Source organism: Micromonospora sp. WMMD558 (assembly GCF_049315255.1).
Lineage (GTDB): Bacteria > Actinomycetota > Actinomycetes > Mycobacteriales > Micromonosporaceae > Micromonospora.
Window position 1 is genome coordinate 5,484,495 of the sequence record NZ_CP186061.1, and the last position, 12,636, is coordinate 5,497,130.

Here is a 12,636-nt window from a genome sequence, read left to right on the forward strand (position 1 = left end):
GGAGGCTCAGCCCGTGGACGGACGGCGGACGGCGCCCGGTGACCTAGCGTGGCCGCCGTGACGAACGTCCTCCGTCTCGACGGTGTCGACCGCAGCTTCGGCGACCGTCGGGTGCTCCAGAACGTGTCCTTCGAGGTGCCGGCCGGGCGGATGACCGGCTTCGTGGGCGGAAACGGCGCCGGCAAGACGACAACCATGCGGATCGTCCTCGGCGTGCTCGCCGCCGACGCCGGTCAGGTGACCTGGCAGGGCAGACCACTGACGCGGGAGGACCGCCGACGCTTCGGCTACATGCCGGAGGAACGCGGCCTCTACCCGAAGATGAGCGTCCGGGAGCAGGTGACCTACCTGGGCCGGCTGCACGGGATGACCACGGCGGCGGCCCGCCGCAACACCGACGTGCTGCTGGAGCGGGTCGGCCTCGCCGAACGCGGCGACGACCTGCTGGAGACGCTCTCGCTGGGCAACCAGCAGCGCGCCCAGATCGCCGCCGCGCTGGTGCACGACCCCGAGGTGCTGGTGCTCGACGAGCCGTTCTCCGGCCTCGACCCGCTGGCCGTGGACACGGTCGTCGCCGTGCTGCGCGAACGCGCCGAGACCGGCGTACCGGTGCTCTTCTCCAGCCACCAGCTCGACGTCGTGGAACGGCTCTGCGACGACCTGGTGATCATCGCGGGCGGCGTGATCCGGGCCGCCGGTAGCCGCGAGCAGTTGCGCTCGACGTACACCTCGCCCCGCTACGAGCTGGTGGTGGAGACCGACGCCGGCTGGCTCCGCGACCAGCCGGGGGTGACCCTGGTGGACCTGGACGGCGCCCGCGCCGTCTTCGACCTCCCGCCGGGCACCGACGAGCAGCCGGTGCTGCACGCGGCGCTCGCCCGCGGCCCGGTCCGCGCGTTCCGCCCGGTCAGCCCCTCCCTCACCGAGATCTTCCGAGAGGTCGCCCAGTGAACACCCTGCAGGCCACCCGCCTGGTCGCCGTCCGGGAGGTCCGGGTCAAGCTGCGCGACCGGACCTTCCTCATCAGCACGCTGTTCTTCCTGCTCATCGCCGCCGCGGCGACGATCCTGCCGCCGCTGCTCTCCGGCGGTCCGTCCACCGTGGCCGCGACCGAGGCGGTGGCCGGTCCGCTGCGCGCGGCGGGGCTCGAGGTACGGACGCTGCCGGACGACCGCGCCGCCGAGCAGGCCGTCCGCGACGGCGACGTGGACGCCGCCGTCGTGTCCGGCCCGACCGTGCTCGCAATGGACGAGGCGCCCGACGACGTCGTGACCGCCCTGAGCACCCAGCCGCCGGTGCGGCTGCTGAACCCCGACGCGGTGGACCCGGCGGTGGCGTTCCTGGTGCCGTTCGCCTTCGCGTTCGTCTTCTTCGTGACGTCACAGACCTTCGGCGTGCAGATCGCGCAGAGCATCATCGAGGAGAAGCAGACCAGGATCGTCGAGATCCTCGTCGCCGCGGTGCCGGTCCGGGCACTGCTGGCCGGCAAGCTGGTCGCCGGGACCCTGCTGGCGCTGGGGCAGATCGCCCTGGTCGCCCTGGTCACGGTCGCCGGCATGACGTTCGGCGACAGCGGCGGGCTGCTCTCGCTGCTCGCGCCCGCGATCGGGTGGTTCCTGCCGTTCTTCCTGCTGGGCTTCGTGCTGATCGCGGCCATGTGGGCGGCGGCCGGGGCCCTGGTCAACCGGCTCGAGGACATCGGCGGGGTGTCCACACCGGTGCAGCTCGCCGTGATGCTGCCGTTCTTCGCGGTCATCTTCCTCAACGACAACGCGACCGCCATGCGGGTGATGTCCTACCTGCCGTTCTCCGCGCCGACGGCGATGCCGCTGCGGCTGTTCACCGGTGACGCCGCCGGCTGGGAACCGCTGGTGTCGCTGGCCCTGCTGCTGGTCACCGCCGGCGCGTTCCTGGCCGCGGGAGCCCGGGTGTACGAGGGCTCGCTGCTGCGTACCAACGGCCGCACCTCGATCGGCACCGCCTGGCGCTCCCGGGAGACGCTGGGCTGACGCGGACGCGAAACGGGCCCGGCACCACCGATGGCGGGTGGTGCCGGGCCCGGCGCGAAGCGCTCCCGGCGGCGGCTCAGCCGACGGCGGCCATAATCTCGTCGCTGACGTCGAAGTTCGCGTAGACGTTCTGCACGTCGTCGCAGTCCTCCAGGACGTCGATCAGCTTGAAGATCTTCCGGGCGCCCTCCTCGTCCAGCGGGACGTTGACGCTCGGGATCAGCGAGGACTCGGCCGACTCGTACTCGATGCCGGCGTCCTGCAGCGCGGTGCGGACCGCGATCAGGTCGGTCGGCTCGGAGACCACCTCGAACGCCTCGCCGAGGTCGTTGACCTCCTCGGCGCCCGCGTCCAGGACGGCCATCATCACGTCGTCCTCGCTGGTGCCGGCCTTGGGGACGATGACCACGCCCTTGCGGGAGAACATGTACGACACCGAGCCGGCGTCGGCGAACGAACCGCCGTTGCGGGTCAGCGCGGTACGCACCTCGGTGGCGGCGCGGTTGCGGTTGTCGGTGAGGCACTCGATCAGCAGCGCGACGCCGTTCGGGCCGTAGCCCTCGTACATGATCGTCTGGTAGTCGGCGCCGCCGGCCTCCAGGCCGGAGCCCCGCTTGACCGCGCGATCGATGTTGTCGTTGGGGACCGAATTCTTCTTGGCCTTCTGGATCGCGTCGTAGAGGGTCGGGTTGCCGGCCGGGTCGCCGCCGCCGGTGCGCGCCGCCACCTCGACGTTCTTGATCAGCTTGGCGAACATCTTGCCGCGCTTGGCGTCGATGACCGCCTTCTTGTGCTTGGTCGTCGCCCACTTTGAGTGGCCGGACATCAGTTACCTCCGTTGCTACCCGCCGTCTGCATCGACCGCACCGCACTCGCCCCCGCTCCCGCCGGCGCACGCGGAGAGTGCCGGTCAGCTCTGGTGGAAGCCGTGGCGGGCAGATGGCCCTGCCGAATCTCGGCAATCCTACCGGCGGGCCGCGGGTGGATGTCACGCACCGCACGCCGCCGGCCCGCCCCGTGCGGCCCGAACAGGCACAACGGGGCGGGCCGGGTGGTCATTCCCCGAAGCCGTACGACCCGACCTCGGTGAATCCGGAGGTGCTCCGCTCCGCACACCGGTCCTCCAGCCCGGCGCGGTACCGGCGGAACGATTCCAGCTGCGGCAGCGGTCCCGGCAGCTCCGGGGCCAGGGCGATGTCGACGAAGCTGCGCCCGTCGTCGAGTTGCAGCGTCACGAAGCGCAGCCCGGCCGGCCGGGTCCGGGACAACTCGGCGTAGACGGCACGCAGGAGGGCCAGGTGCGTCCCGACGTGTTCGGGACGGACCCGGTACTGGATGACGATCGTCTCCACCGCTCACCCCACCAGCTCGGGCCGGCGGTCCGCCGCGGCCCGCAGCGCGGTCGTCCAGGTCAGGATCTCGGTGAGCATGGTGGTGAGCGACTGCTCCCGCCCGTCCTCGGGAGCGAGCCGGGCCGGGTGGGTCGGGTCATCCGGCGCCGCGCCGGAGAAGTCGAAATCGGTGAAGAGCCCCAGGGCCACCCGCGTCGGTACGACCACGACCCGCACCTCGCCGAGGACGGTCTGGAGGTGGTCGCCGGCCCGGGTGCCGCCCTGCACGCCGTAGGTCAGCACCCCGGCGACCTTGCCGTTCCACTCGGCGTACAGGTAGTCGACGGCGTTCTTCAACGCGGCCGGGACGGACCGGTTGTAGTCCGGGGTGACGAACAGGAAGGCGTCGTACCCGCCGACCACGCCCGCCCAGCGCCGGGTGTGCGGGTTGCGGTAGTCGCCGAACAACGCCGGCACCGGCTCGTCGAGCAGCGGCAGGTCCTGCTCGGCCAGGTCCACCAGCTCGACGGCGGCGTCGCCGTCGCGAACGGCCGGGTGCCGGGACGCGACCCGGGTCACCCAGCCGGCGACGGCGGTGCCGCGCCGGCCCGGTCGGGTGCTGCCCACGATCACGCCGATCCGGATCGGCGCGGAGGTCTGTGTGTTCTGCATGACCTGAGCCTCGCGCCGGGGCGGCTGGGTGGGGAGGCCGGCGCGAGGGTGGCCCCGGCAGGGACACCCTTCGTCGGGTGTCCGGTGTCAGACTGGGCCGGTGATGGACGGAGAGCTCGGCGCGTTCCTGCGCAGCCGGCGGGAAGCGCTCCCGCCCGGACGGGTCGGCCTTCCCGAGGGGCCCCGGCGCCGGACGCCGGGACTGCGCCGCGCCGAGCTGGCGACGCTCGCGCAGGTGAGCGTGGAGTACCTGACCCGCCTGGAACAGGGCCGCGACACCCGCCCGTCGCCGGAGATCCTCGCCGCGCTCGCCGACGCGCTGCGGTTGGACGACGCCGACCGCGAACACCTCCGCCAGCTCGCGGCCGCCCACCACAGCAGGCAGCTCTGCCCGCGCGGGAGGACCGCGGTCACGCGTACGGTGCGGCCGTCCGTCCGCGCGCTGCTCGACGCCTTCCGCGACGCGCCGGCGCACCTGGCCAACCGGCTCGGCGACGTCCTGGCGTGGAACGACCCCTTCGACCGGGTCGCCCGGCCGCTGGGTCTGCTCGACGGCTCCCACCCCAACCTGACCTGGTACGTCTTCACCGACGAACGGGCCCGGGAGGCGTTCGCCGACTGGGCCGGAACGGCCGACCACCAGGTCGCCGAGCTGCACCGGCTGCGCCAGGGCGATCCGGCGACCGACGAGTTCGCCGACCGGCTGGTCCGGACCGTGGGCACGCCGTTCGCCGACCGGTGGCGGCGGCGTCCGGTGCCGGCGGCGCACCACGGGGTACGCGAGCTGCGCCACCCGCACGTCGGGCCGCTACGGCTGGCCTACGAGACCCTGACGGTCGGCGACACGGGCGACCAGTGGTTGATCACCCACGTGCCGGCGGACGCGGCCACGGCCGCCCGGCTGGACAAGCTCCTGGGCCGCGTACCCGGCCGCCTGCGCGCCGTCGCAGGCTGAGCCCCCGCCCACCCGCCCGGTCGATCACCCGCTCGGGTCGATCGAGAGGCGCGGCCCCGCAAACCTCTTGATCGACGAGCGCCGGCGCGCGGGTCGGGCGGGGTCAGCGGGCGGTGCGGACGAGGTTCACGAAGTACGCGTGCAGGCGCCGGTCGCCGGTCAGCTCCGGGTGGAACGAGGTGGCCAGCAGGTTGCCCTGCCGGACCGCGACGATCCGCCCGGCGGCGGGGCCCTCGGTCACCGTGCCGAGCACCTCGACGCCCGCACCGACGCGCTCCACCCAGGGCGCCCGGATGAACACCGCGTGGAACGGCCCGCCGTCGACGCCGGTGACCTCCACCGGCGCCTCGAACGAGTCGACCTGGCGGCCGAACGCGTTGCGCCGGACGGTCATGTCGATGCCGGCGAAGCCGCGCTGGTCGGGCCGGCCGTCGAGCACCTCACCGGCCAGCATGATCATGCCGGCGCAGGACCCGTAGACCGGCATGCCACCGGCGACGCGCTTGTCGATCGGCTCGCGCAGCTCGAAGATGTCGGCCAGCTTGCTGATCGTGGTGGACTCGCCGCCCGGGATGACCAGGCCGTCGACCGCGTCCAACTCCTCGCAGCGGCGGACCGGTCGGGCGTCCGCTCCGGCGGCGGCCAGGGCGTCGGCGTGCTCCCGGACGTCGCCCTGGAGGGCGAGCACACCGATCACGGGTGCCGTCACGTTCACTCCTTCCGCAGTCGTTAAGAGGGGGCCCCTTCTCTACCGGAGGCGTTAAGCAGGGGCCCTTCCTTCACCAGCCGCGCTCGGCCAGGCGGTGCGGCTGCGGGATCTCGTCGACGTTGATGCCGACCATCGCCTCGCCGAGGCCGCGGGAGACCTTGGCCAGCACGTCCGGGTCGTCGTGGAAGGTGGTGGCCTTGACGATCGCGGCGGCACGCTGCGCCGGGTTGCCGGACTTGAAGATGCCGGAGCCGACGAAGACGCCCTCGGCGCCGAGCTGCATCATCATGGCGGCGTCGGCCGGGGTGGCGATACCACCGGCGGTGAACAGCACCACCGGCAGCTTGCCGGTCTCGGCGACCTCCTTGACCAGCTCGTACGGCGCCTGCAGCTCCTTGGCGGCGACGTACAGCTCGTCGGCCGGCAGCGACCGGAGCCGGCGGATCTCCTTGCGGATCTTGCGCATGTGGGTGGTGGCGTTGGAGACGTCACCGGTGCCGGCCTCGCCCTTGGAGCGGATCATGGCCGCCCCCTCGGTGATCCGGCGCAGCGCCTCGCCCAGGTTGGTGGCGCCGCAGACGAAGGGGACGGTGAAGGCCCACTTGTCGATGTGGTTCTCGTAGTCGGCCGGGGTCAGCACCTCGGACTCGTCGACGTAGTCCACACCGAGGGACTGCAGGATCTGCGCCTCGACGAAGTGGCCGATCCGGGCCTTGGCCATCACCGGGATGGAGACGGCGTTGATGATGCCGTCGATCATGTCCGGGTCGCTCATCCGGGAGACGCCGCCCTGGGCGCGGATGTCGGCGGGCACCCGCTCCAGCGCCATCACGGCGACGGCGCCGGCGTCCTCGGCGATCTTGGCCTGCTCGGGGGTGACCACGTCCATGATCACGCCGCCCTTGAGCATCTCGGCCATGCCGCGCTTGACGCGGGCGGTGCCGGTCACGGGGGTGGCAGTGGTGTTCGGGGAGGTGGTTTCGGGCACGGGTCATCGCTCCTAGAGACGTGCTGGGAGGGTGGCTGCGGAGATGCTACGACGGGGTGAACGCGCGTCCGACAGCCAATCAGACCCACGGTGGCCTGCTGTGTGGCAGCCGTCACGGGCCGGGAGGTGTCGCGCGCTCAGCCGGCGGGGACGTCGGCGGGTGCGGTCAGCGTCGGATCGTCGATGTCGAAGTACCGCGGCCAGGGCTGCCGTCGCCCCATCCGTAACAGACGCACCAGCGGTCGCCCCCGCGCCGCCCGGGCGTCACGGACCAGGTCGGTGTGCACCTGCCGGGCCAACGCCAGCCGCCGGCTCGCGGCGATCACGGCCTCCGCGTCCGGATCGCCCGGATCGAGCTGAACCGCGCGCAGTTGGCGGGTGAGGTCGTTCTCGGCCGCCTCACGCTCGTCGGGGCGGGCATCCAGCGCGATCCGCGCGGCCGCGTACAGCTCGACACCGTAGCGGCGCTCGGCGAGGACCGCGGCGGCCGCCGCGCGGCGCAGCAGGTGGGCGTCGAGCGCCCGGGCCGCCGACTCCGCCCGCGCCTGCAGGCGCCGAACCCGTCCGGCGGTCCAGACGAGGTACGCCGCCAGCAGCCCGACGACCAGCGTCGCGCCCACCGCCCACCACATGCCCGGCATCGTAGTGTCGCTCCGTTCCCGTCTCCGCCGGCCACGGCCGGCCGACCGCCGGCCTCCCCCGCACCACCGGCCCCACCGGTCAGCCCAGCCCCACCCATTCCTGGTCGATGACCCGACCGTCGGTGGCCTCGATCGCCGCTGCGTATACCTCCAGAACCCGGCGGGCAACCACGGGCCAGTCGAAATTCGCCACCACCTGGTCGCCGCAGGCGGTCAGCGTGGCCCGCGTCTCCGGGTCGTCGAGCAGGTCGGCGAGGGCGGTCCCCAGTGCCGACGGGTCGCCGGTGCGGAACAGCCGGCCGGCCCGGCCGCCGTCGAGCACCCGGCGGAAGGCGTCCAGATCACTCGCGACGACCGTCGTCCCCGCCGCGAGCGCCTCCGTGAGGATCATCCCGAACGACTCGCCGCCGGTGTTCGGCGCCACATAGAGGTGGACGCTGCGCAGCATCCGGGCCTTGTCCGCCTCGGAGACCAGGCCGAGGAAGGTGATCTGGTCATGCAACTCGGCCGGGAACTTCTCGTACAGGTCGTCGGAGTCACCGGGCCCCGCGACCAGCAGCCGCAGCCCGGGGCGTTCGGACGCGAGGTGCACGAACGCGTCCCGAAGCACCGGGAAGCCCTTGCGGGCCTCGGTGAACCGGCCGAGGAAGCCGATCGTGCCGCCCCGTCCCGATGCGCACTCCCCCGGCCAGCCGGGCAGCGGCTCGGCGTCGGTGAACTTCGCGACGGCCACCCCGTTCGGGATCTCCACCGCCCCGCCGTCCATGTGCTCGACCTGCACCTTGCGGGCCAGGGCGCTGACCGCGATCCGGGCGGTGATGCGCTCCAGAACGATCTGGAGCACGCCCTGCGCGGCGGCGAGTACCCGGGAGCGGGTCATCGCGGTGTGGAACGTGGCCACCACCGGCCCCCGCGCGGAGAGCACGGCGAGCATGGACAGGCTGAGCGTCAGCGGCTCGTGCACGTGCAGCACGTCGAAGTCGCCCCGGATGATCCACCGGCGGACCCGGGCGGTGGAGACCGGGCCGAAGGCGATCCGGGCCACCGAGCCGTTGTACGGCAGCGGCACCGCCCGCCCGGCCGGCACGACGTACGGCGGCAGCGGCGAGTCCTCGTCGGCCGGGGCGAGGACGCTCACCTCGTGCCCGAGGCCGATCAGCGCCTCGGCGAGGTCCATCACGTGGTTCTGCACGCCGCCCGGTACGTCGAAGGAGTACGGGCACACGATGCCGATTCGCACGTTGGCGCCCTTTCCCTCAGGCCTGTCCGGTTGCCGGCGAGGGCTGGGCCACGCCGGTCGTGGCGGCGTGCTGCTGGTCCAACCACATCCGCTGCAACATGTGCCAGTCTTCCGGATGGCGGGCGATGCCCGCCGCCAGACCGTCGGCGACCCGCTGTGTCAGGGCCCGGACCCGCGCGTCCAGCGGGCCCTCCTCCGGGCCGGGCACCGGCACCGGCCCCTCGATCGAGGCGTGCGCGGCGTCCGGCTCGTACCACATCGATGCCACGTAGAGGGGCGCGCCGGTGCGCAGCGCGAGCAACGCCGGACCGGGGGGCATCCGGGTGCGGGCGCCGAAGAAGTTCACCTCGACGCCGCGCGCCGAGAGGTCCCGGTCGGCGAGGAGCGGGACGATCGCACCGGCCTGGATCCGGTCGACCAGCACGTCGAAGGCGGGCCGCTCCCCACCCTGGGTGGGCAGGATCTCCATGCCGAGATTCCGCCGGAAGGCGAGGAAACGCCGGTAGACGCCCTCCGGCTTGAGCCGCTCGGCGACGGTGGTGATCGGCCAGCCCATCGCCGCGACCCAGGCGCCGGCGGCGTCCCAGTTGCCGGCGTGCGGCAGCGCCACGACCGCGCCCCGGCCGGCGGCCACGTCGGCCGCCAGCACGTCCTCACCGTCCAGCCGGAAGGCGGCGAGGATCTCCGCGCGGCTCAGCGCCGGCAGGCGGAACGCCTCCAGCCAGTACCGGGCGTAGGAGCGCAGGCCGGCGCGGACCAGCTCGTCCAGCTCGGCCTCCGGCATCTCGGGGCCGACGACGCGGCGCAGGTTGGCGCGGAGTCGGGCCGTACTCGGGCCGCCGCGACGGTGGGCGCGGTCGGCGCCCGCCCGGAAGGCCGCGGCCGCGACGGGCCGGGGCAGCGCGCGGACGGCGCGCCACCCGGCGAGGTAGGCCAGCTCGGTGAGGGTCACCGGCGCCGGCCCCGCACGGCCCTCACCCCTGCCCGCCCGACGCGGTGGGGACCTGCTGGGACTGCCGGTACACGTGGGCCATCCGCTGCCCGACCGTGAAGATCGACACGGCGGCGAGCAGCCAGAGCGCGATGGGCAGCGCGACCGGCAGGCCGAGGCCGGCGAGCAGGCCGCCGACGCCGACGATGAGTAGTCGCTCGGTGCGCTCGGCGATGCCCACGTTGCAGGTCATGCCGAGCCCCTCGGCGCGGGCCTTCACGTAGGAGACGAGACTGCCCGCGGCCAGACAGAGCAGGGCCGCCGCGACACCGGCGTGGTCGCCCTCGGTGGCCAGGTAGTAGGCCACGGCGCCGAAGACGGCGCTGTCGGCGATCCGGTCCATGCTCGAGTCGAGGAACGCCCCGAACCGGGTGGAGCCGCCGCTCATGCGGGCCATCGTCCCGTCGAGCAGGTCGGTCAGCGCGAAGACCGTCACGATCAACGCTCCGGCGACGAGGTGGCCGCGGGCGCCGAAGCCGAGCGCGCCGACGAGCACCCCGAGGGTGCCCGTCACGGTGACCGCGTTGGGGGTGACGCCCGCGCGCAGCAGTCGGCGCGCGAGCGGTTCGACGATGCGGGTCATGCCCGCGCGGGCCGTCACTTGGAAGATCTTCGCCATGGCGGTCCCACGATAACGGTCGCCGGGCCAGCGGCGATACGGCCGGTCAGGTGACCCGCGCGGCGAGGCTTGTGCGGCCCGGTCATCGGGTGTCTGATCGACCCAGGAAAGGTGAGCCAGCTCACCGGTCCGCCCGTCCCGTTCCCGCTTGGCAGCAGACCACCGGAGGATATCGCCGCGCACCCGCCCCGGGCCGCACCCCGTCGCGCGCGGCGGTCGCCACCAACCACCGGCTGAGGGAGGTGCGCCCCATGGCGCAGAAGAGTCAGGAGAAGGGGGTCACCGGCGGCGCGCCGGTGGTGACCGACCCCGGCAGGGTCCGCAACGTGGTGCTCGTCGGCCACTCCGGGGCCGGCAAGACGACCCTGGTCGAGGCGTTGCTCGCCGCGACCGGCACGATCGGTCGCGCCGGGAGCGTCACCGACGGCACCACGGTCTGCGACCACGACCCCGCCGCCGTACGCCAGCAGCGCTCGGTGAGCCTGGCCTGCGCGCCCCTGACCCACGACGGGATCAAGGTCAACCTGCTGGACAGCCCGGGGTACGCCGACTTCGTCGGTGAGCTGCGGGCCGGGCTGCGGGCCGCCGACGCCGCACTCTTCGTCGTCTCCGCGGTCGACGGGATGGACGCCGCGACCGCCGCGCTGTGGGAGGAGTGCGCCGCCGTCGACATGCCCCGGGCGGTCGCCGTCTCCCGGCTGGACCACCCGCGCGCGGACTTCGACGAGGCGGTGGCGCTCTGCCAGCGGGTCTTCGGCGACAACGTGCTCCCGCTCTACCTGCCGATGCTCGGTGACGACGGCATCTCCACCGTCGGCCTGCTCGGGCTTATCACGAGGCGGGTCTTCGACTACACCGGCGGCCTGCCGGCGGAGGTGCGCGAGCCGGACCCGGAGCACCTGCCGGCGATCGCCGAGTCCCGCAACGAACTGATCGAGGGGATCATCGCCGAGAGCGAGGACGAGACCCTCATGGACCGGTACCTCGAGGGTGAGGAAATCGGCACCGACATCCTCGTCGAGGATCTGGAGAAGGCGGTCGCGCGCGGCCACTTCTACCCGGTGGTGCCGGTCTGCGCGGAGACCGGGGTGGGGCTGGACGCGCTGCTGGAGGTGCTCACCGCGGGCTTCCCGTCGCCGCTGGAGCACGACGTGCCGGCGGTGACCGGCGTGGACGGTGCGCCCCGGCCGCCGCTCACCTGCGATCCGGACGGCCCGCTGGTCGCGGAGGTCGTCAAGACGACCATCGACCGGCATGTCGGCCGGGTCTCGCTGGTACGGGTGTTCTCCGGCACGCTGCGCCCGGAGCAGACCGTGCACGTCTCGGGGCACGGCATGGCCGAGCGGGGCCACCCCGACCACGACGCCGACGAGCGGGTGGGGCACATCTACTCGCCGCTCGGCGCGACCCTGCGGGAGGTGGGCCTCTGCGTGGCCGGCGACATCTGCGCGATCACCAAGTCGGGCAGCGCGGAGACCGGTGACACCATCTCCGCCAAGGAGGACCCGCTGCTGATCGCGCCGTGGGAGATGCCGGAGCCGCTGCTGCCGGTGGCGATCGTGGCCCGCAGCCGCTCCGACGAGGACGCGCTCGCCCGCAACCTGGCCCGGCTGGTGGCCGGTGACCCCACGCTGCGGCTGGACCGCAACCCGGAGACCCACCAGCTGGTGCTGTGGTGCATGGGCGAGGCGCACGCGGACGTGGTGCTGGAGCGGCTGCGCACCGGCGGTGTGGAGCTGGACACCGAGCCGGTGCGGGTGGCGCTGCGCGAGACGTTCACCGGGTCGGCCAAGGGGCACGGCCGGCACGTCAAGCAGTCCGGCGGCCACGGCCAGTACGCGGTCTGCGACATCGAGGTGGCGCCGCTGCCGCGCGGCGCCGGTTTCGAGTTCGTCGACCGGGTGGTGGGGGGCGCGGTGCCGCACAACTACATCCCGTCGGTGGAGAAGGGGGTCCGCGCCCAGATGGAGCGCGGCCTGGTCGCCGGCTACCCGGTGGTGGACCTGCGGGTGACGCTGTTCGACGGCAAGGCGCACAGCGTGGACTCCTCCGACGCGGCGTTCCAGACGGCCGGGGCCCTGGCGCTGAAGGACGCGGCCGAGAGGGGCCAGCCGGCGCTGCTGGAACCGGTCGACGAGGTGGTCATCCGGGTGCCCGACTCGTCGGTGGGCGCGGTGATGGGCGACCTGTCCGGCCGGCGCGGCCGGGTGCTGGGCACCGAACCGGACACCACGGCCGAGGGCCGCACGCTGGTCCGTGCCGAGGTGCCGGCGACCGAACTCCTCCGGTACGCGGTGGAGCTGCGCTCGATGACCTCCGGCACCGGCACCTTCCGCCGCCAGTTCGTCCGCTACGAACCCATGCCCGCCCACCTGGCCGACCAAATCCGCAAGGAACACACCTAACCCCCTCCCCCTCCCCCCTCCCCCTCCCCCCTCCCCCCTCCCCCCTCCCCCCCCCGACGCGTTGATCATGAAGTTA

The 12,636-nt window shown here is 73.3% G+C and carries 13 protein-coding genes; 4 read left to right on the forward strand and 9 right to left on the reverse strand.

Going from position 1 to position 12,636, the window contains the following annotated elements:
• The first annotated feature begins 57 nt into the window (after positions 1 to 57).
• Complete coding sequence (locus ACN26Y_RS26110; RefSeq protein ID WP_422733674.1) at positions 58 to 951, forward strand: ABC transporter ATP-binding protein; 894 nt, start codon at positions 58 to 60, stop codon at positions 949 to 951.
• Positions 948 to 2,009, forward strand: coding sequence for an ABC transporter permease (locus ACN26Y_RS26115; protein ID WP_422733676.1), 1,062 nt, complete (start codon positions 948 to 950; stop codon positions 2,007 to 2,009). Before ACN26Y_RS26110 ends, ACN26Y_RS26115 begins: the two co-directional genes overlap by 4 nt.
• Positions 2,010 to 2,085: 76 nt before the next feature.
• On the opposite strand, the gene ACN26Y_RS26120 is transcribed toward ACN26Y_RS26115, so the two are convergent.
• From ACN26Y_RS26120 to ACN26Y_RS26130, 3 genes are all read right to left on the reverse strand, one after another.
• Positions 2,086 to 2,835: a YebC/PmpR family DNA-binding transcriptional regulator gene (locus ACN26Y_RS26120; protein WP_155332804.1), complete on the reverse strand. Its 750-nt coding sequence runs from the start codon at positions 2,833 to 2,835 to the stop codon at positions 2,086 to 2,088.
• Positions 2,836 to 3,064: 229 nt separating this feature from the next.
• A complete protein-coding gene (locus tag ACN26Y_RS26125) occupies positions 3,065 to 3,361 on the reverse strand; it encodes a hypothetical protein (RefSeq protein WP_155332805.1) in 297 nt (98 codons plus the stop codon).
• A gap of 3 nt (positions 3,362 to 3,364) precedes the next feature.
• The gene (locus tag ACN26Y_RS26130; RefSeq protein ID WP_422733677.1) at positions 3,365 to 4,012 is read right to left on the reverse strand and encodes an NADPH-dependent FMN reductase; all 648 of its coding nucleotides are present in this window, start codon (positions 4,010 to 4,012) and stop codon (positions 3,365 to 3,367) included.
• Positions 4,013 to 4,115: 103 nt separating this feature from the next.
• Between ACN26Y_RS26130 and ACN26Y_RS26135 the strand changes: the two genes are divergently transcribed.
• The gene (locus tag ACN26Y_RS26135; RefSeq protein ID WP_422734970.1) at positions 4,116 to 4,967 is read left to right on the forward strand and encodes a helix-turn-helix transcriptional regulator; all 852 of its coding nucleotides are present in this window, start codon (positions 4,116 to 4,118) and stop codon (positions 4,965 to 4,967) included.
• Between the two features lie 103 nt (positions 4,968 to 5,070).
• Here the strand turns inward: ACN26Y_RS26135 and pdxT are convergent, their stop codons facing one another.
• From pdxT to pgsA, 6 genes are all read right to left on the reverse strand, one after another.
• Positions 5,071 to 5,676: a pyridoxal 5'-phosphate synthase glutaminase subunit PdxT gene (gene pdxT, locus ACN26Y_RS26140; protein WP_422733678.1), complete on the reverse strand. Its 606-nt coding sequence runs from the start codon at positions 5,674 to 5,676 to the stop codon at positions 5,071 to 5,073.
• A 70-nt stretch (positions 5,677 to 5,746) separates the two neighbouring features.
• Positions 5,747 to 6,664, reverse strand: coding sequence for a pyridoxal 5'-phosphate synthase lyase subunit PdxS (gene pdxS, locus ACN26Y_RS26145; protein WP_366602493.1), 918 nt, complete (start codon positions 6,662 to 6,664; stop codon positions 5,747 to 5,749).
• A 137-nt stretch (positions 6,665 to 6,801) separates the two neighbouring features.
• Positions 6,802 to 7,296: a hypothetical protein gene (locus tag ACN26Y_RS26150; protein WP_196255694.1), complete on the reverse strand. Its 495-nt coding sequence runs from the start codon at positions 7,294 to 7,296 to the stop codon at positions 6,802 to 6,804.
• An 88-nt stretch (positions 7,297 to 7,384) separates the two neighbouring features.
• Complete coding sequence (locus ACN26Y_RS26155; protein ID WP_422733680.1) at positions 7,385 to 8,545, reverse strand: glycosyltransferase family 4 protein; 1,161 nt, start codon at positions 8,543 to 8,545, stop codon at positions 7,385 to 7,387.
• A 16-nt stretch (positions 8,546 to 8,561) separates the two neighbouring features.
• A complete protein-coding gene (locus ACN26Y_RS26160; protein WP_155332812.1) occupies positions 8,562 to 9,497 on the reverse strand; it encodes a phosphatidylinositol mannoside acyltransferase in 936 nt (311 codons plus the stop codon).
• Positions 9,498 to 9,519: 22 nt separating this feature from the next.
• Positions 9,520 to 10,155, reverse strand: a complete 636-nt coding sequence (gene pgsA, locus ACN26Y_RS26165) for a phosphatidylinositol phosphate synthase (RefSeq protein ID WP_155332813.1) — start codon at positions 10,153 to 10,155, stop codon at positions 9,520 to 9,522.
• A 251-nt stretch (positions 10,156 to 10,406) separates the two neighbouring features.
• Between pgsA and ACN26Y_RS26170 the strand changes: the two genes are divergently transcribed.
• On the forward strand, positions 10,407 to 12,560 hold the full coding sequence (locus ACN26Y_RS26170; RefSeq protein ID WP_155332814.1) for an elongation factor G-like protein EF-G2: 2,154 nt from the start codon (positions 10,407 to 10,409) through the stop codon (positions 12,558 to 12,560).
• The last annotated feature ends 76 nt before the right edge of the window (positions 12,561 to 12,636 follow it).